Origin of the sequence: Danxiaibacter flavus (assembly GCF_041060425.1) — a bacterium.
In the GTDB taxonomy this organism is placed as follows: Bacteria; Bacteroidota; Bacteroidia; order Chitinophagales; family Chitinophagaceae; genus Danxiaibacter; species Danxiaibacter flavus.
Map to the genome: position 1 here is coordinate 764,016 of NZ_JAULBC010000002.1, position 19,577 is coordinate 783,592.

The following is a 19,577-nucleotide window of genomic DNA, read 5'->3' on the forward strand; positions in this document are numbered from 1 at the left end:
CGAAAGCGAGAATATTCTTTTGCGTGGAATAAAAAACGCTGTGTTACTTAGTGTCGTAATGTCTCCGTGGTTTACCGCCGTGTTACTCAGTGTCGAAACTGTCTCCCTGGTTCAAAAAAAGCGAAGCGTGCATGCTATCGGCTTTTTGGTTATAGCCTTTGAGGGCGCCGGATTTGATGAGCTTGAGCCCTTTTACTTCGTCTAAAATAAATTCCACCACTTCTTCATTTTCCTGTTTAAAAACTGAGCAGGTAATGTATAAAAAGTATCCGCCTTTAGACAAATGCTTTATTGCATTACCAGCGATCTTTTTTTGTAATGCAGCGTAATCTTCCAGTTTCTTCCGGGTGAAATAGGCAAGTTGTTCTGGTGTTCTGCTCCAGGTGCCGGATCCGGAACAAGGTGCGTCGCAAATAATAAAATTAACCGGATCGTTGGTGAAGGATTCAGTTAACTCATTTGAAATATCACAAACAAAAGAGTGATAATTCTTAATTCCGGCCTTTGCAAAACGCTGTTGAAGATTAAAAAGTATAGACGAACGTACATCACTTGCAAATAACTTCATCTTGTGTAAATGATCATAAGCAAGAATTGACTTTCCCCCGCTTGCGGAACAACAATCCCACACCGTTATATTCTTATCAGTTAGCTCAGAAGGAAAAAATTCTGCTATCCGTTGCGAGCTGTAATCTTGTATCACCGCTTCTTTATCCAGCGCAAGTATGGTGTCGATTTTTGATGCATTGGGCAGGGCTATGCAATCATTTGTCAATTGCTGAAAAGGTAAACCTGCTTCTTCCATTTTTTTTGTGACAGTTTTTTCTTTGCCCGGTCTCACACGTATAAACACATCTGGCTGCACGAAATGACCAGCGATGAAACTGTCTTTATCAATCTCATCAGTCAGGCTTTCTGCAAACGGAAAAACATCTTCCAATGAGAATGCGTATTTGGTTTGTATAAACACAATTCTTCTTATCAATTCAACGTTCCAGTTGTCAATATATTCCAGCTCAAACAAACCGGTCCAAACACCGGGTTCCGCATTACAAAGAAATATGGCTACTTTCAATTTTTCTGCAACCTCAACATTTGGCAATGCCTGCCCCAGGCGATAGTAACAATAACACAAATGACTGATATACTTTCTGTCTTTTGAACCATGTTTTTTATTCGCCGCGAAATAATTCTTCAGCCAGGCAGCCAATGGCATTTTTCCATCATAAGAAGAAATGAGTTGTACTGCAGTATTGAAATATGAATGAAATCTTTGTTGCATGAAATGAATGATATTGCCGGAATTATTATTGATGCAAAGCTTAGGTATTTTGGGCAAAAATAAACCCCGATTGTGCTCGGGGCTTATTTGCCAGTTCGATATCTATTGATGCAGGTAATTTACAAGTACGAGGTACGAGGTACGAAGTACACTAACACAATCAGCACTTGCACACACGCTACTTCAACAAATCATAGAAATTATAATTCTAGTAAAGTCTTAACCGGATCTTTTCCGAATAACAATAACTCAGGATTTTCCAGTAGTTCTTTCACACGTACAAGGAAGCTTACACTTTCGCGGCCATCAATAATTCTGTGGTCATAGCTCAGTGCGATGTACATCATTGGTCTGATCACTACTTGTCCGTTGATGGCCATTGGTCTTTCCTGGATCTTGTGCATACCAAGAATAGCGCTCTGAGGCAGGTTAATGATCGGCGTACTCATCAGGCTTCCGAATACACCACCATTTGTGATGGTAAATGTACCGCCCTGTAGCTCTTCCATTGTTAATTTATTATCCCTCGCTTTGCCTGCCAGTTCAATTACTTTCTTCTCAATGTCGGCCATGCTCAGGCTCTCCACGTTGCGGATAACAGGAACTGTTAAGCCACGTGGCGTACTTACAGCGATGCTGATATCAGCATAGTCATGATAAACCAGTTCATCGCTATCAATGTAAGCATTCACAGCGGGCCACTCGCTTAACGAAATAGCACATGCTTTAGCAAAGAAGCTCATGAATCCAAGGTTAACTCCATGCGATTCTTTGAACTTATCCTTGAATGTCTTACGTATTTCCATGATGCGTGTCATATCCACTTCGTTGAAAGTGGTTAACATCGCAGTGGTATTTTTAGATTCAACAAGCCGGCGGCTGATAGTTTTGCGCAGGTTGCTCATTTTCTCCTTACGCACATTGCGTGTAAAGAGCTCCTGTCCGTCAAATGCTTTCTTACCAGGATGGGCAAGTGCTTCCAGTACATCATGTTTCAGGATCTTGCCGCTAGGGCCAGATGCTGTAATGCTCTTAGGATCAACTTTTTTATCCGCAATAATTGCAGCAGCAACAGGAGTTGCCTTTACATCATTTGCCACGGCTGTAACCGGAGCAGCTTCTGCTGCAGGTTTAGCGGCGGGTTTTGTTTCTGCAGCGGCAGGTTGTGATGCAGCTCCTCCAACAGGAACGGCAACATCAGTATCAATTTTGGCAACTACATCGCCTATCTTAACTGTATCACCTTCGTTAACCAGTGTATTTAATTTACCAGCTTCTTCTGCGTTCAATTCAAAAGTAGCTTTCTCGCTCTCCATTTCAGCGATCACTTCATCACGTTGAACCAGGTCACCCTCTTTCTTCACCCATTTCAACAAGGTAACTTCAGAAATGGATTCACCAACAACTGGCACTTTTAGTTCAATAACACCTTTACCAACAGCTACAGCTGCGGCTGCAGGCGCAGCGGCGGACTGAGCAGCAGGTGCAGCTTCTTTTTTCTCTTCAGCAGCAGGTGCGGCTGCTGATGCAGAGGGCTTAGCAGCTGATTCATCAATGTGCGCAAGAACGGCACCAATGTTTAAAGTGTCCCCTTCTTTTGCAATTGTTTTTAATGTTCCGGATTGTTCGGCATTTACTTCAAAAGTCGCTTTTTCACTTTCCAGTTCCGCAATCACTTCATCACGATCAACATACTCACCATCTTTCTTGGTCCATTTTAACAAGGTTACTTCATTAATAGATTCTCCAACCGTAGGAACTTTAATTTCTATCATAAAGAATGTTTTCTTTTATCGTTTTTTTCTTTCTTCAACGTGAGGCAAGTACGAAGTACGAAGTACGAAGTACCTGCTTTTTAGAACGTTTACAATTTTTGATCCTGCTTATTCCTGGTTATGCTTGTAATTAGTAAGCCTGATTCACGTTGAGTACTTCGTACTTCGTAAATCGTACTTAAATTGAAAACGCTGTTTGTATAATCTCTTCCTGCTCCTGTTTGTGCACTTTAGCATAACCGGTTGCAGTGGCTGCGCTTGGTTGTCTGCTGATCACACCATAATTGATGGTCTTCAGATTCATTTGCAGGAATGAAGCTGCACCCATATTCAGCGGCTCTTCCTGTACCCAGAACCACGTTGCTTTATTGTATTTGTGATAAAGCGCTTCGATCTGTTTGAATGGTAAAGGATAGATCTGCTCTAACCTGATTATTGCTATATCTGTTCTGTTTTCTTTTGCCTGTCTTTCAGCAAGATCAAAGTACAACTTACCAGAACACAACAACACTTTTTTCACTTGTGCCGGATCCTGAACAAAGCTGTCATCAATCAATTCTTTAAATCCACCTTTGGTAAACTCACTTACGTGACTATAGCTACCCGGGTGACGCAGATTTGCTTTTGGAGAGAAATTGATCAGCGGCTTGCGGAACTGCCATGTCAACTGTCTTCTCATTGCATGGAAGAAGTTGGCTGAAGTGGTGATATTAGTGATCACAAGATTCAGCTCAGCACACATTTGCAGATAACGTTCCATGCGTGCACTGCTGTGCTCAGGGCCTTGTCCTTCATAACCGTGAGGTAACAACATTACCACCCCGTTCATGCGGTTCCATTTCTGTTCGCCTGCGCTGATGAACTGGTCAATCATGGTTTGTGCTCCGTTGGAGAAATCACCAAACTGAGCTTCCCATATCACCAATGCCTGAGGATTTGCTAAAGCATATCCATATTCAAACCCCAGAACACCATATTCACTTAACAGTGAGTTATATATTCTAAAGCTTTCCTGGCTATCATTGAAATGATTCAGCCTGTTGTAAGCCTTATCATTGTTTTCATCTCTTAATACTGAATGACGATGGCTAAATGTACCGCGCTTAACATCCTGTCCACTCATTCTTACAATTTTGCCTTCAGTAAGAATAGAGCCATACGCCATCAATTCACCTGTGCTCCAGTCCACTTTTTGCTCGGCGTCAAACAGCTTAACCTTTTCCTGCAACAATTTTTCTACCTTTTTAAGCGGAGTAAAGTCTGTAGGTAAATTCATCAACCCTTTGAACAAAATGTTGAACTGCTCTTCGGAAACAAATGTATCGGGTGATTTTTCAAAATCGTCCTGTGTTGCTTTCCTCAGGTTTCTCCACCACTCTTCCGGTTGCTGATATTTATAAGGCAGAGGCTTCTGTTTTACTTCGTCTAATCTTTCCTGCAGGTCATTCCAGAATTTCTTTTCCATTTCCTTCGCCAGTTCCTGTGCATCAGTTTCACCATTTTCCATCAGGAATTTGGTATACACTTCTCTTGGATTGGCGTGCTTTTCAATTAAAGCATACAAATGCGGCTGCGTATATTTTGGATCATCGCCTTCATTGTGACCATGGCGACGATAGCAAACCATATCTACAAATATATCTGTGTTAAACTCCTGCCTGTACTGCGTAGCAATCTCGGCACACTTAACCACAGCTTCGGGATCATCACCATTTACGTGCATTACCGGAGCCTGGATCATCGCAGCGATCGAAGTACAATAGTCAGCACTTCTTGCATCATCAAAATCAGTGGTAAAGCCAATCTGGTTATTGATCACAAAATGGATGGTACCACCGGTATCATAACCCTCCAGCTCACTAAACTGCAATACTTCATAAACTATACCCTGGCCCGCAACTGATGCGTCACCATGAATAAGTATGGGAAGAATCTTATCGTAATCACTTTTATACATTACGTCTGCCTTGGCCCTTGCAAAACCTTCAACAACAGGATCAACTGCTTCAAGGTGAGAAGGATTCGGCATCAGTTTTAAATGGATCTTTTTACCGTTCAGCGTCTGTACCTCGCTACCAAATCCCATATGGTATTTTACGTCGCCGCTGCCCATGGTTTGGTCAACCTGCCCGGTTCCCTCAAACTCGCTAAAGATCTGCTCGTATGTTTTACCCATAATGTTGGCTAAAACATTCAGACGACCACGGTGAGCCATACCGATTACCACTTCCTGTACATCATTATCAGCCGAGGTGCTGATGATAGCATCAAGCGCAGCGATAGTAGTTTCTCCACCTTCCAGTGAAAATCTCTTTTGGCCGATGTATTTGGTGTGAAGGAATTTTTCAAAAATTACACCCTGGTTCAGTTTTTCCAGGATGCGTTTTCTTTTTTCGATCGGAAGCGGTGCAGCAAAGTTCTTCTCCATCGCATTCGTCAGCCAGTCAACCTTCTTTTGATCGCTTATGTATTTGAATTCTATACCAACATGCGCGGCATAGCTTTTTTCCAGGTGCTCGATAATCTTGCGGAGGGTAGTTACACCCAGACCTATTAAATTACCAGCATTAAATTTCTGATCAAGATCAGCTTCTGTGAAACCAAAAAAGCCTAAATCCAAATTAGCTCCTCTATCCTTTCTTTTTCTGATCGGATTGGTTTTTGCTATCAAATGTCCTTTGTTGCGATAACCAAGGATCATTCTATATGCACCAATTTCTCTTTTCCAGTCAATGCCAGAGGCCGCTGCTGCTGCCGGAGCTTTTCCGTTAGCTACAAAGCCGTTTGTGGCCGCAAAATCAAATCCCTCAAAAAACTTTTTCAATTCAGGATCTACACTATTTGGGTCTTTCACAAAATCCTGGTATAAACTCTCAATATATGCCGGATGCGAACTTGTTATGTATGAAAAGTCGTTCATGCAAGCTTATTTATTCAATTCTAAACTTAAACGGATGCAAATATCGGTGATTGATATCATAAAATTTTAACGAAAATAGTGTTACGGGATGTTAATTTTAACGAGATGCGACCTTACGCCTGCATTCAAAACTTAAAACAAATAACAGCGGCTGAGCCAAATGCCTCACACTACTGGGCTGGTAAAAAACAATCAAAAACATATATTCAAATAAAACCATGCGAACTGTTTACAGCAAAAACGGGAATTTTAGTCAATATAAGTAAATTTGCGGCCTCTATTTAATACAATATCAGGCGGCTTTGCAGGGCTTGGAAAGAAGTTTTATTGAAGCACAAATTTCTTTGCTAATTTTTTTTTCTTTCCAAAACAATCCCCTACCTTTGCCGTCCCAAAAAAGAAATTATGGCAAATCATAAAGCTACAAAGAAAGATGTGCGCCAGGCAGCTAAACGCAGGGACAGGAACCGTTACTATGGCAAAACTACACGTAATGCCGTACGTGACTTAAAAGCTTTAAAAGAAGAGAAGGCTTATGATGAAAAGTTGCCTTCAGTAATCGCTATGATTGACAAACTTGCTAAACGCGGTGTCATTCATAAGAATAAAGCTTCTAACCTTAAGAGCAAGCTTTCCAGGAAGACTGAATCTGCAGTTACCGCTACAGCTTAATTAAAACATTGATTCAGAACGGCTAAAACGTTCTTCGTTTAAGATATTAGGATGTCCCCAACGGGTGCATCCTTTTTTTATGTGAAGATTTGGATTTGAAATTTGGGATTGTTTAGACTCAACTGCCTAACTCCTACGCACACCTACAATTAGAGAGCTGAGATTATTCAGGCTGCGCTATGTTGTCTTGCCTCATCTTAATGTTGGCCGTAAAGTTGTATTAGGATTAAAACGGGAAAATTTCAAATCGCAAATTTCAAATTTCCAATCCACCTTATAGTTTCTTTAACATTAAAATCAAAGATTCGTTCGTTTAGAGTTGTTTAAGACCGAAAGCATAATAATCACTAAAAAATCAAACATGAAGAAGACACTATTATTATCGTTAGCCCTGGTATTTGCTACGTTGTTTGCACAGGCTCAGTTTCATCTTGGAGCTAAAGTAGGCGCCAATTTTTCTAAAATAAACGGACAGGATTTCAAGGATGGTTTTGAACTCGGCTACGTTTTAGGTGGATTTGCCGAAATTGACTTTAGTAAAACTTTTGGTATTCAACCTGAAGTTGTTTTTAATCAAACCAATACAAAGGTATCCGATAATCCAAACGATGCATTAGGCTGGAAGCCAGGTGACAAGGTGAACCTGAATTACCTTACTGTTCCTGTACTGTTGAGAATTAATGCCAGCCCGTTACTTACTTTTCATGTAGGACCTCAGTTTGGCATCCTATTAAATAATCACAAAACAACCCTGCAAAACGTTGGTGACGCTTTTAAAGGTGGCGATTTTGCTATGGCATTAGGCGCTCAGCTTAATCTAAAAATGTTACGTGTATTTGGCCGGTACAATATTGGACTTTCTGACATAGGTGATCTTCCTGATCAAAGCAGTTGGAAAAGCCAGCAAATTCAAGTAGGATTAGGTCTTAAGATCCTTTAGTTCCATTTGTTTTTAAAATCATTTTAAGGCACCACAGCTATGTGGTGCCATTTTTTTGTGCCATTTTGTAACTATTGCGGTAACTTTCATCATGTGGCATTTTAATTGACCCATATTCCTGCTCAGCAGATTAAACTAATCTGTAATTACCTGATGACAAATTGACGTTGAGATGAACATAACTAAAGACAACTTTTTTCTGAAAGCTGAAGATGATACAGACTTTCTGCCGATTATTCCTATCAATGAAACTGATAACGAGCAAGACAAAAACCTGGTAATACCAGATATTCTTGCCCTGTTACCTCTTAGAAATACTGTTCTTTTTCCGGGCGTGGTAATACCTATCACCGTAGGAAGGGACAAAAGCATAAAAGCTGTTAACGACGCCTATAAGGGCGACAAACTTATCGGGGTTTTGGCCCAGGTAGATGCCAATGTCGAAGATCCCCAATACAAAGATTTATGTGAGATTGGTACTGTTGCCAAAATTGTGAAGCTGATTAAAATGCCCGACGGTGGCACGACTGTGATCATACAGGGGAAAAAGAGGTTTAAATTACTCAGCCTTGTAGAAGAAGAGCCATATTTCAAAGCGAATATCAGCCTTCTTCCCGAGGATACCATTCCGGAAACCGATGACTTCGCAGCTTATACTTCAACCATAAAAGACCTGGCGGCTCAGATCATTCACCTCTCTCCCAACCTGCCCACGGAAGCATCCATTATTCTTCGCAACATTGAAAACGCATCCTTTCTTATCAATTTCGTAAGCAGTAACCTAAATACAGAAATTGCTGAAAAACAAGCGCTTTTAGAAATTGACGATGTTAAAAAACGCGCAGAAAAACTGGTTGAACTGCTTCAACGTGAATTACAGTTTGCTGAACTAAAAAATAAAGTAGCCACCAAAACAAGAACCGAAATTGATAAGCAACAGAAAGAATATTTTCTGCAGCAACAATTGAAGAGCATTAAGGAAGAGCTGGGTGGCGATACAAACGAGCGTGAGATTGCCGACATGAAGAAAAAAGCCGAGGCCAAGAAATGGCCGGAAGCTGCTAAAAACCTCTTCAAGACAGGCATTGCAAAACTGGAGAGAATGCATGCATCCACTCCTGACTATTCTGTGGTTTACAATCACCTTGACCTGATGCTGGATCTTCCCTGGGAAGAGTACACAAAGGATAGCTATGATTTAAAGAAGGCCAAACAGGTTCTTGATAGCGATCACTACGGTATGACCAAGATAAAAGAGCGCATTCTTGAGTACCTGGCTGTGCTGAAATTAAAGGGCGACATGAAGAGCCCTATTCTTTGCTTTGTAGGTCCTCCGGGTATTGGTAAAACTTCATTGGGCAGAAGCATTGCTCACGCCATCGGAAGAAAATATGTACGTATAAGCCTTGGTGGATTGCATGATGAAAGTGAGATCCGTGGCCACCGCAAAACTTATATCGGTGCTATGCCAGGACGTATTTTACAAAACGTGCGTAAGATCAAATCATCCAACCCGGTAATGATCCTGGACGAGATTGATAAGATTGGCAGTGATTTTCGCGGCGATCCGTCTTCTGCATTACTCGAAGTTCTTGATCCTGAACAGAATAATACGTTCTACGATAATTATCTTGAACTTGAATATGATTTGAGTAAAGTTTTATTTATTGCTACCGCAAATAATATTCAAAATATTCAACCTGCGCTACGCGACAGGCTCGAGATCATTGACCTGAGCGGATACGCAATTGAAGAAAAAGTTGAGATAGCTAAAAGACATCTTGTTCCAAAACAGAAAGAACTGCACGGCTTACAAAAAGTAAACTTTAAGATCAGTGACAGGATTTTGGAAAAAGTTATTGAAAGCTATACACGTGAAAGTGGTGTGCGTGAACTGGATAGACAATTAGCCAGCGTAATGCGTTATGAAGCAAAAGAATATGCAACAAAAGGAAAGGTAAAGCCCACACTTACACAACAGGAGATAGAGAAAATACTGGGTAGTGCACGGTATAGTAATGAAATTTATAAGACCGCTAACATGCCCGGCGTTGCAGTTGGTTTAGCATGGACATATGTGGGCGGTGATATTCTTTTTATAGAAACATTGTTGAGCGATGGCAAGGGCGAATTAAAACTTACAGGTAACCTTGGAAATGTGATGAAAGAGAGTGCCGCAACTGCATTAACTTATCTACAGGCAAATGCTAAAAAGTATGATATTGATCCTGAATTATTTAATAAAAGGAGCATACATATACATGTGCCGGAAGGCGCGGTGCCTAAAGATGGACCGAGTGCGGGCGTTACCATGCTGAGCTCGTTAACAAGTGCATTTACGGGACGAAAACTAAAGTCTTACGTTGCAATGACTGGAGAGATCACTTTACGCGGACAGGTATTGCCTGTTGGTGGTATTAAAGAAAAAGTGCTTGCAGCCAAGCGTGCCGGACTTAAAGAGATCATTCTCTGCTGGCAAAACGAAAAAGATGTACAGGAAATAGACAGCAATTTTATAAAGGGCTTAAAATTCCATTATGTAAAAACAATGCAGCAGGTGCTGGAATTAGCTTTGGTATAAAATTTCCTAAAAAATATCTTACAACTGAACAAAAAATATTCTTGATTGTCATTTATAGTATAACAAGATTTTTTTCATGTTGGTTGTTTTAAGGGTTAAGATCCTCCATGTCAATGGAGGATTTTTCTTTTTATCGTGTGTAATTGATCTCACTTTTTTATTCAACAAATTACATCCTAAATCTTACCTGTCCTACATGTCTAACGCGTCTTACACGTCTTCTATGGTTATAGTAAAGGAGGCGATGTTGTTTTACGATTAGCGGGATTACTTAAACAAATCCATCAAATTGATCTCGTAATTACTATTGACGTAGCCAATGGTCCATGGTCGCATAAAATTGACAGGCATGTGCCGGGCAATGTTCGCCGTAACATACATCTTTATCAGCCAAGCCCTAACTTTCCGTTATGCTCTTATGGTCTTCGGGCGCGTTCATCAGGGAATGTTGAAATTGAAAATCTTGACGTAACAAACCAACGATTTAAAAACAAGCCTGTAACACATGGCAATATTGAAAATTTTATGGTTCCGGATGTAATTGAATGGATCAAAAAAGAAGCCTGCGAAAAAATCATCTTTAACAGGTACTATTTTACCGGTAACCTCAACTTTTTAGACTATTAAAAAAAATTTCGATTTTTTTCAGTTTTGATTAAACTTTGAAGATCAGTTCTCGTCTATTATATATCGGTTTTGAATTTTAAAAAGTACGGTTTAGTATAAATTTTTGCAGCAGGGTTAAACGGGTGTTTCGCCGGAGGCGGGGCACCCACTTTTTTTGGAGAATGTACGATGTACGATTTTAGATGTACGATGTGAGCGAAGGAGAGTAACTCAAAAAAAGTTTTGCCTTACTATCTTTTTACCACATTTCCGAATATATCGCTTGCTAGCTGGCCACATACATTTCTAACCTGTATTCCATCCTCGTTTATTCCATTTCAGTCCATAAACACTATCATTTTTTAAAAGTCGATGCTTTATTAACACTCGAAGCAATTTGACATGTACATCTCCCCCTTTTTGATTTTTTACTTTTGAATTTTGACTTGCCCCTGCATCGTACATCAAAAACCGTACATCGTACATTGCAAGTCCCCTTACATCGTACATCTAAAACCGTACATCGTACATTGCATTCCCTCACATCGTACACCGTACATCTAACATCGTACATTGCATTCCCCCACATCGTACATAAAAAACTCCCACCTAAACCTGACAAAAAAAGCGATGCTCTCGCACCGCTTCTTTGTTGTTCCTATTATTAATCTAACTATTAGAAAGTATAACGGAGACCGATCTGCATGTTCCAGCGTGAAGTGAAATCTGCATAAGCCCATGGCTTGCCAGTGTATTTGTTCAGGCCGAAAGCTTTGTCAAACGTAACTTTTGGATTGGAAGGATCGAATGTTGTGTACTGCATAGAAGGATCAACATTGCTTCCTGCGAATTTGCTTGCAGATGTAGGAGCTGCTACGTTAAGTGGCTGAAGCTCCTGGTTGCTGGCATAATACGCATGTCCCCAGTTTTTGCTTAGCAGGTTGCCGATATTAAATACATCAACTGACAGTTCAAGAGAATGTGATTTGTAAAACTTGAAGCCCTGAACCAGTTTGAAGTCGAAGTGATTTTCCCACGGCAAGCGTGCGCCGTTACGTGCTGTATTTTTACCAATATGATCTTTTGTATACTGGGTAGAATTCATATACTCCTGGAAACCTGCATATTGTTGTTCAGGTGAATATTTAATCCCGGTTACGTTTCCTTTACTGTCAAAGGTGTACAATGGAGCAAAATCAGCCGATGAAGTAGGCATGTACATAAGGTCGGCGCTGTTGCTTGTGTTTACAGATGTTTTGGTAGTTCCATCATCACCGTTCAGGTCACCAAAATAAACATAAGAAAGCGTCTGTCCGCTGTAGCCGTTATATACTAAACCAAGTGAAGTATAGAATTTACCGTAAGTAAATTTCTTGGTTACATACGCTTTAACTGCAGAACCCTGATCGTAGTTGTTTCTTGCTAAATCAAGATTGCCAAGACCATTAATATTATAAGCGAAACGGTAGTTTGACATTGCCGTAGAAGAAGTACCGTCATTCAGACCAAAGGAGTGTCCAAGGCTATAAGAAACCATAGCTGTCCAGCCCTGGCTGAAAGGACGTACAAACTGAGCCGTCAGGTTGTAAGCATATCCTTTGTTGGTATTTTTCAACAGGATGATATTGCTGTAGTTGACAGGATCAACCTGGGAACCGTAGAACGGACGGGAAGTATTACCCAAATGCAGCTGTGAAGTAGAAGGCGCAAGGTTTAAATCCTGGTACAGGATATCCTGCAACGTCTTCGTATATATAGCTTCGAATGTACCTATTACACCCCATGGCAATTTCTGATCCAGTGCAAGGTTCGCTCTGAACGTGCGTGGGAATTTGAAATCGTGAGAAGTTACATCGATCTCATTTCTTGCAGCACCGGTACCTGTAGGCGGATTGTTCGGGTTAAAGTGAATGTTAGCCAGATCACCAGAACTTGCAGTATACCTGTTAAGCAATACACCTGTTCCACCATATTGGTTGGAGATCCAAACCAAAGGAATGCGTCCGGTGAACAAGCCCGCACCACCGCGAACGATGGTTTGTTTATCACCTTTAACATCCCAGGTAAAGCCTACACGGGGAGCAACCAATATTTTAGTTGCAGGAACTTTATCGGTAGCAACTCCGTAACTCTTAGCGATATCAGAATTGTTGAATGCTTCGTTTGTTCCTGGTTTGTTGAAGAACACAGGAATATCAGCCCTGATACCATAGGTCAGTTTAAAGTTGTTAGTCACACGGTAAACATCCTGTGCGTATATACCGAATTGAGCTGCATGGATCTCAGCGGAACCATCGCTTCCCTTCTGTGCAGGTGAGTAGTAGCTATAGCTGTTAGGCTTTGCATCATTATAAAAGTCAGCTAAGCTGTTGTAGGCATAATTACCGTAGATGTTCTGGATGAACAGGTTTTTAGTATTGTAGATCTCATTATTCGTACCGACAGTAAACACGTGTTTACCTGAGTAGATGTTGAAGTTATCTGTAATAGTAATGATGTCCTGGCTCAACTTATTAGCACCCGAGCTGTTTTCAGTACCAAAAGCATAGGTAAGAGAACCATCTTTAATTTTCACATAAGGGAAGGGAGCGCCCGGTGTTTCTCTTCTGTCTCTTGTTGAAGTATAGGTTACGCGCGCCAGGTTGGACATCTTACTTGAAATATTAGAATTCAATTCAAGTACAGTTGAGTTGTTGGTGCTTGCAAAATAATAACCGTTGTTTACAAACTGCATGGAGTTTTGCGCGTCACTGATCACGAATGATTTACCATTTGTATAGCTATGGCGAAGTGTCAGTTTGTTCTTTGAGTCAATGTTCCAGTCAATACGTGCGAATACGGCATCAGACTGTCTTGTTTTATTGATACCATTGTACGCACCCGGGTCATAGCTCCATCCCGCGTGTTTAGACCCATCTTTTAACCATGTACTAAGTGAATCAAGCGTTGAGGTTTTTACATTAGAGTTAACTGAACCTGGTTGGAAGTCCAACGGGCTTGAACGCCTTTCTCCTTCGTAGTTTACAAAGAAGAACAATTTGTTGGCGATGATTGGTCCACCTAAACGTGCACCGTAAGTATTATCATGAAATTTGCCATATTTAGAACGGTCAGTAGCACTTTTACCAACCAATCCCTGGTTCTGATTAAAACCATATACAGATCCATGGAATTCATTAGAACCGGAACGTGTAACAGCATTTAATCCACCTCCTGTAAAACCGCCCTGAGTTACATCGTAGGGAGCCAATACAACTTGCAGCTGCTCGATAGCATCGAACGGAATTGGATTGATACCTGCCTGACCTCCGTTGGTACCACTGGCCGCAAGACCAAAGATATCCGTTGAGTTCACCCCATCAATTGTAAACTGATTGTACCTGTTGCTCTGACCAGCGAACGAAATACCCATTGTTGATCCGTCAGATGCATTGGTTCTGGCCTGAGCCTGGGGAACCAAACGGGCAAAATCATTTACGTTACGGGTAATAGTAGGTAAGGAAGTTAACTGTTGCTGTGTAATTTGCATGGATGGACCAAGTTTTTCCTTGGCAACTGCACCTCTTCTGCTTGATACGCTAACGGCCGCAAGGGTTTGTGTTCCTTCAGACAAGGTTGGTGTAAGCCGGGTATCTTCACCGAGCTGTAGAAAAAGGTCATTAAAAGTCTGCGTGTCAAACCCCACAAAACTTACTTCTACTTTATAAGGGCCACCGACACGCATGTTGGGCAGGTCAAACTGGCCGTCTTTTCTTGACACCGTCTTATAAACTGTTCCTGAGGGAAGGTGAGTTGCAGTGATTGTGGCACCCACTAAAGATTCATTTCGAACGGATTTTACAACTCCCGTCATGTTACTTGTAGTAACCTGCGCATGTAATACGGCAAAAAATGCCATAAACAATAGCAACAGAGTAGTGTTTTTCTTAAGCATAAAATGTTAAAATTTCAGGGTGCAAATAAAATTGAATATGTTGGTATTCAAAGTAAACAAATTGTTAGCTGGTCCTTGAGGCTATAGAAATTTGGCTTAAGTGACTATTCCCTTAAATTTTATTTAACAATTAACGGTCCAAAGGATTGTTTGTTTAAGAATTCACCGAAAAATTTTAAGTATTAAAAACCGATTAAAATAAGAAATAAAAAAATATGTAGAAATAACGAAACTGTCGACGCAATTACGCTACGTAATAAAGACGATGAAGTTTACTTTTTAAAAGCAAAATATACCGCACCTATTAAGAATAAGAAGCTCACGAGGTATCTCCAGTGAAAGGGTTCTTTTAGATAAAGCACTGCGAAAAAACTGAAAATGACCAGGGTAATAACTTCCTGGACCATCTTGAGCTGGAAAGCATTTATCCCGTCTTTATACCCATAACGGTTGGCAGGGACGGTAAGACAATACTCAAAAAATGCAATTCCCCAACTAATGAGAATTGCTTTCCACAATGCGAGACCTTTCTCTTTTAAATGCCAATACCAGGCGATTGTCATGAATACATTGGAAAAAACAAGTAGTATAACCGTGCGCATAGTAACAATTGAAATTAACTGTTGTATCTTCTTTTTTTGCGTGGCCTGTCATCATCTTCAAGTTCATCTATCAATGATTCCGGCGAAGGGTGACTGGTGATTTTTACCGCAGCCTGGAACAAAACAATCAACAATACTATTGAGCCGACCAGTTCCTGCCATGTGAGCCAGTATCCCCAAAGGGAATAGACGGCCGCCTTTTCAGGATGCTCTTTTTCATAAATGATATTCACCTTCTCTCCTTCCGTAAAGCTTCTGAACAAATAAGCGGCATTAACAACATAGTCTTTCTTATCTACATTGAATGTTGCTTTAGCCACAGACTTATCATTCTGATCTTTCACAAAATGAATGGTTGCAGGCATTTGCTCGCCATCAAAATAATCCGGTTGCCGTGAAAAGAGTACGTAAGTAAAGAAAACAACAATATAAAGTATGATGATCGTTTTGTACAACTGTAATTGTTTTGTAAGTGACTGTAAGCAAAAACCTGACAAGCTTCTCAACCTGCCAGGTCGCTATATAGAATAATTAGTAAGTCTTTTTTAAAAACCACGGAGACATAACGAACACTGCGAAACACGACGAATCAAGATGAGAGCGAAAAGGCGGTTCCGATGAATGCCTTCTTATCGTCATCTAGTCTCTTGAGACCTGTTTTAATTTTCAGGCTTTGTGCTTCTTCGTGTCGTCCGTGGCTTCGTGGTTCAAAACGCTAATTCAGGCTTCTGAAATCCACGGGTACCAGCTTACTCACGCCCGGTTCCTGCATGGTTACACCATAAACCACATCCACTGCACTCATTGTCATTTTGTTGTGCGTTACGATGATGAACTGAGAGTTTTCGCTGAACTTTTTAATCATCTGCGTAAACTTGCCCACGTTGGCATCATCCAGCGGCGCATCTACTTCATCCAGGATACAGAAAGGCGCTGGCTTGATCAGGTAGATAGCAAACAGCAACGCGGTCGCTGTTAGTGTTTTTTCTCCACCACTCAACTGAGTAATAGATGAAGGACGCTTACCTTTAGGTTTGGCCACGATGTCAATGCCTGTTTCAGCAAGATTCTCAGGATTTTCAAGCACCATGTCCGCGGTATCTTCTTCTGTAAACAAGGCTTTAAACACCTTCTGGAAGTTATCTCTTACCTGGTTGAACGTATCAAGGAACTGCTGATTGGCTGTTGCTTCCACTTCCTGAATGGTCTGCAACAAGCTGTCCTTAGCTGTTACCAGATCCGTTTTTTGTTCCAGGATGAACTCATAACGTTTTTTCATTTCAGTGAACGCCTCAATAGCTGTAGGGTTCACTTCGCCCATATTTTCCAGGCGTTTCTTCATCCTGTCGCAGCTTGCCTGAAGGTCTTCAACGCTGGTGTTGGTCTTTCTATCCTGATCCAGAATCTCGTCCAGCTCAACTTTAAACTCAACACTTAACCGCTCTTTCATACCAGCTAACTGAAGCTTCAACTCGTTGAGTTTATCTTTCAATTCGCTGAGCAGGTGCTCGATCATTTCACGGCTCTTCACTTTCAAACGTAAAGCGCTTTCCTTTTCCTGCAAAGCGTTCCGCAGATTGTAATAAGTCTGATCTGCTTCGTTCAGCTTTTTCTCTTCTTCTTCTTTTTTACGCATTAAGCCCAACAATTGCTCTTCTGCTTCTTTTAATGCATCCTGGTTAATCAGAATGTCGTCAGAAGCTTCTGACAATTGTTTGGTGTTGCTTTGGATCTGTGCGTGCAGATCGTTTAACTGGTTTTCTTTAAATACCAGCTCCTGTTTTAAAGCAGATATTTTACTCTGCTGACGGGTAAGTTGCAGATTGGTTTCGTTATACTGTGCAGACGCGAAGTTGTATTCCTGTTCAGCAAGCTGATAATCCTGCTCAACCATTTTCATTTCCTCATTCGTCTGCTGCAATTCATCATTTAATGTATGCAGCAACTCTCTTGTATCTGCAATGGCTTCCTGCTCATCCTGCAGCCTGTTGTCAGTATCTTCCAGCTTATGCTGTGCATTGGATTGAGCCGCCTGCAGATTCTCAATTTTATTCTTCGTCGCAAAAACCTGGTTGGTTAACTGGTTAATTTCATTCTCTGTCTGCTTGATCGCATGTTCTTTCAACTGCTCATTGTAACCAATAACCTCATTGTGTTTTTGTTTGATCTCAGCTTTTAATGAATTTACCACTGCATCCTGCAATACGATTTCATCGTGCAGTTTTTCCAGGTTCTTGGCTCGCCCAATTTTCTTTCCTTCAAACAATCCTACGCTACCACCGGTTAAAGTGAATTTACCTTTCACATATTTACCGGTCTTTTCCAATACAACCGCACCGTTGCTATTGTTCATCGCTTCTTCATTCTCCGCGATGTAAACATTTGCCAACAAGTATTCAGCAAGCTTTACATATTGATCATCCACTTCAATAACATCCATCGCTTTGATGGTGTTGGCTGGTTGATGCGTTTTGATTTCTACGCCGTCCAGTTCTTCCAGCATAAAGAAGTTGGCCTTTCCTTTTTTGTTTTGATCCAACAGATGAACGGCTTGCAGACCTTCTTTTAAGTTATCAACTACATAATAGTTCAGGTAAGGCTCCAACACATTTTCAACTGCCGCACGATATTCCTCCTGTACATAAACAATGTCAGAAAGAATGGGCACGTTGGATTTCCATTGCGGATTGTTGTGAAGGAATTTTACGCTTTCAGGATAGCCTTCCATTGAATCTATCAGGCTCTTCAACAAGTCGTGCTCGTTGCGTTTGGCATCAAGCTTTCTTGTTTCATCAGCCAGTTCGTTACGAAGAGATTCCAGCACTTTCTGCGTTTCCAGGATCTGCTCTTTTGTTCTTTCATGCTGCTCCTGCAATTGTTGCAGATCGACGCGTTTTGCATCAAGTACTTCTTCTTTATCTTTCAGTTCATTTTCCAGTTGTTGCATCTGGAATGAACGGTTTTGCTTTTCATCGCTTAACTGCGCGTGAGAACGTTGCAGGTTTTGAATAGAGGTATCGGCGACAGCTACTTTTTTCTCTGCATCAAACTGGCTGCGTTGAATTTGCTGATACTTTCCGCGTAATCCATCTACACTGCTTCTTTTCTCATCAAATGTGCGGCGCTTATCTTCTATATCCAGTTTGGCAGTTTCTACTTTATCCTGCAGATCAGCAAGTCTGTCCTGTTCATCACCCACCTGTATTTGTGTATAATGAATAGAATCTTCAATTGTCTTTAACTGACCTTCAGCTTTCTGTAAGAAATCTTTTAAGCTGGTTTCTTTTTCTGTTAAGTAGTGAAGTTTTTGAGAAGCGAGATTTTTCTCGTTTTCCTTCGTACGCAAGCCTTGTAGCAAGTCGTTAAACTCATGTTGCATGCTTTGCAACGCTCGTTCCTTTTCAATAAATCCAACTTTCTCCTGCTCAATATCTGCCTCCTCAATCGCTATCTCGGCTTCTAAACGAACTTTCTTATCTGTCTCCGCATCCTGTTGTTCGTTCAGTTCGCGGTAAGTAACATTAAATCCTTCCAGTGCAGCTTTAGCCAACTCAATGGATACTTCGCGGTAGTCTTTCTTTATTTCGTAATACTTCTCAGCCTTCTTTGCCTGGTTCTCCAGCATTTTAAGCTGGTTGTTGATCTCGAACAATAGGTCCTCAATACGGTTAAGATCCTGCTCTGTCGCATCCAGCTTGGCTTTCGCTTCTTTCTTACGTGTTTTATATATGGTGATACCAGCGGCCTGCTCTAACATGCGGCGGCGGCTGTTCTCTTTATCTTTAATAATGTCGTCCACCATGCCAAGCTCGATGATGGCATAGCTGTCAGTACTCACCCCTGTATCCATGAACAGGTTATGGATATCTTTTAAACGGCAGGCAACATCATTCAGCCTGTATTCACTATCGCCATTTTTATAGAAACGGCGGGTAATGGTAACGGTACTGAACTCCGTTGGCAATAAATTCTTGGTATTTTCAAAAGTGAGGCTTACTTCGGCAAGACCGCTCGGGCTGCGGGTCTTAGAGCCGTTAAAGACAAGCGCTTCCAGGTTTTCACTACGTAAAGCAGAGATCTTTTGTTCCCCAATCACCCAGCGGATGCTATCGATGATATTACTTTTCCCGCAACCATTCGGACCAATAATTCCTGTTATGCCTTCATCAAAGCTTACCACTGTTTTGTCGGCAAAACTCTTAAACCCTTTTATTTCAAGACTTTTTAGCTTCATAAACTCTACTTTCTGTTCACTGGTTGCATGC

The 19,577-nt window shown here is 41.1% G+C and carries 11 protein-coding genes; 4 read left to right on the forward strand and 7 right to left on the reverse strand.

What is annotated here, in order from left to right; translation table 11 throughout:
* Positions 1 to 82 precede the first annotated feature (82 nt).
* The 3 genes from QTN47_RS08810 to QTN47_RS08820 all read right to left on the reverse strand — a co-directional run bounded on the left by QTN47_RS08810 (position 83) and on the right by QTN47_RS08820 (position 5,977).
* A complete protein-coding gene (locus QTN47_RS08810; protein ID WP_369328984.1) occupies positions 83 to 1,282 on the reverse strand; it encodes a methyltransferase domain-containing protein in 1,200 nt (399 codons plus the stop codon).
* Positions 1,283 to 1,482: 200 nt separating this feature from the next.
* Positions 1,483 to 3,057, reverse strand: coding sequence for a 2-oxoglutarate dehydrogenase complex dihydrolipoyllysine-residue succinyltransferase (gene odhB / locus QTN47_RS08815; RefSeq protein WP_369328985.1), 1,575 nt, complete (start codon positions 3,055 to 3,057; stop codon positions 1,483 to 1,485).
* Between the two features lie 178 nt (positions 3,058 to 3,235).
* Positions 3,236 to 5,977, reverse strand: coding sequence for a 2-oxoglutarate dehydrogenase E1 component (locus tag QTN47_RS08820; RefSeq protein ID WP_369328986.1), 2,742 nt, complete (start codon positions 5,975 to 5,977; stop codon positions 3,236 to 3,238).
* 405 nt (positions 5,978 to 6,382) lie between these two features.
* Between QTN47_RS08820 and rpsT the strand changes: the two genes are divergently transcribed.
* The 4 genes from rpsT to QTN47_RS08840 all read left to right on the forward strand — a co-directional run bounded on the left by rpsT (position 6,383) and on the right by QTN47_RS08840 (position 10,797).
* Positions 6,383 to 6,649 carry a 30S ribosomal protein S20 gene (gene rpsT / locus QTN47_RS08825; RefSeq protein WP_369328987.1) on the forward strand — a complete coding sequence of 89 codons (267 nt, stop codon included), beginning with the start codon at positions 6,383 to 6,385 and terminating at the stop codon, positions 6,647 to 6,649.
* Between the two features lie 361 nt (positions 6,650 to 7,010).
* Complete coding sequence (locus tag QTN47_RS08830; RefSeq protein ID WP_369328988.1) at positions 7,011 to 7,589, forward strand: porin family protein; 579 nt, start codon at positions 7,011 to 7,013, stop codon at positions 7,587 to 7,589.
* A gap of 172 nt (positions 7,590 to 7,761) precedes the next feature.
* Entirely contained in the window at positions 7,762 to 10,170 is a 2,409-nt protein-coding gene (lon, locus tag QTN47_RS08835) for an endopeptidase La (RefSeq protein WP_369328989.1), read from the forward strand.
* Between the two features lie 351 nt (positions 10,171 to 10,521).
* Positions 10,522 to 10,797: a hypothetical protein gene (locus QTN47_RS08840; protein ID WP_369328990.1), complete on the forward strand. Its 276-nt coding sequence runs from the start codon at positions 10,522 to 10,524 to the stop codon at positions 10,795 to 10,797.
* Positions 10,798 to 11,452: 655 nt separating this feature from the next.
* Here QTN47_RS08840 and QTN47_RS08845 read toward each other — a convergent pair.
* The 4 genes from QTN47_RS08845 to smc form a co-directional block, all read right to left on the reverse strand.
* A complete protein-coding gene (locus QTN47_RS08845; RefSeq protein WP_369328991.1) occupies positions 11,453 to 14,710 on the reverse strand; it encodes a TonB-dependent receptor in 3,258 nt (1,085 codons plus the stop codon).
* A 272-nt stretch (positions 14,711 to 14,982) separates the two neighbouring features.
* The gene (locus QTN47_RS08850; RefSeq protein WP_369328992.1) at positions 14,983 to 15,312 is read right to left on the reverse strand and encodes a DMT family protein; all 330 of its coding nucleotides are present in this window, start codon (positions 15,310 to 15,312) and stop codon (positions 14,983 to 14,985) included.
* Between the two features lie 14 nt (positions 15,313 to 15,326).
* The gene (locus QTN47_RS08855) at positions 15,327 to 15,767 is read right to left on the reverse strand and encodes a hypothetical protein (protein ID WP_369328993.1); all 441 of its coding nucleotides are present in this window, start codon (positions 15,765 to 15,767) and stop codon (positions 15,327 to 15,329) included.
* 260 nt (positions 15,768 to 16,027) lie between these two features.
* On the reverse strand, positions 16,028 to 19,546 hold the full coding sequence (smc, locus tag QTN47_RS08860; protein WP_369328994.1) for a chromosome segregation protein SMC: 3,519 nt from the start codon (positions 19,544 to 19,546) through the stop codon (positions 16,028 to 16,030).
* Positions 19,547 to 19,577: the final 31 nt, after the last annotated feature.

Coding starts and splice junctions, on each gene's coding strand:
- rpsT (WP_369328987.1), top strand. CDS start 6,383: ATGGCAAATCATAAAGCTACAAAGAAAGATGTGCGCCAGGCAGCTAAA.
- odhB (WP_369328985.1), bottom strand. CDS start 3,057: ATGATAGAAATTAAAGTTCCTACGGTTGGAGAATCTATTAATGAAGTA.
- lon (WP_369328989.1), top strand. CDS start 7,762: ATGAACATAACTAAAGACAACTTTTTTCTGAAAGCTGAAGATGATACA.
- QTN47_RS08820 (WP_369328986.1), bottom strand. CDS start 5,977: ATGAACGACTTTTCATACATAACAAGTTCGCATCCGGCATATATTGAG.
- QTN47_RS08850 (WP_369328992.1), bottom strand. CDS start 15,312: ATGCGCACGGTTATACTACTTGTTTTTTCCAATGTATTCATGACAATC.
- smc (WP_369328994.1), bottom strand. CDS start 19,546: ATGAAGCTAAAAAGTCTTGAAATAAAAGGGTTTAAGAGTTTTGCCGAC.
- QTN47_RS08845 (WP_369328991.1), bottom strand. CDS start 14,710: ATGCTTAAGAAAAACACTACTCTGTTGCTATTGTTTATGGCATTTTTT.
- QTN47_RS08830 (WP_369328988.1), top strand. CDS start 7,011: ATGAAGAAGACACTATTATTATCGTTAGCCCTGGTATTTGCTACGTTG.
- QTN47_RS08810 (WP_369328984.1), bottom strand. CDS start 1,282: ATGCAACAAAGATTTCATTCATATTTCAATACTGCAGTACAACTCATT.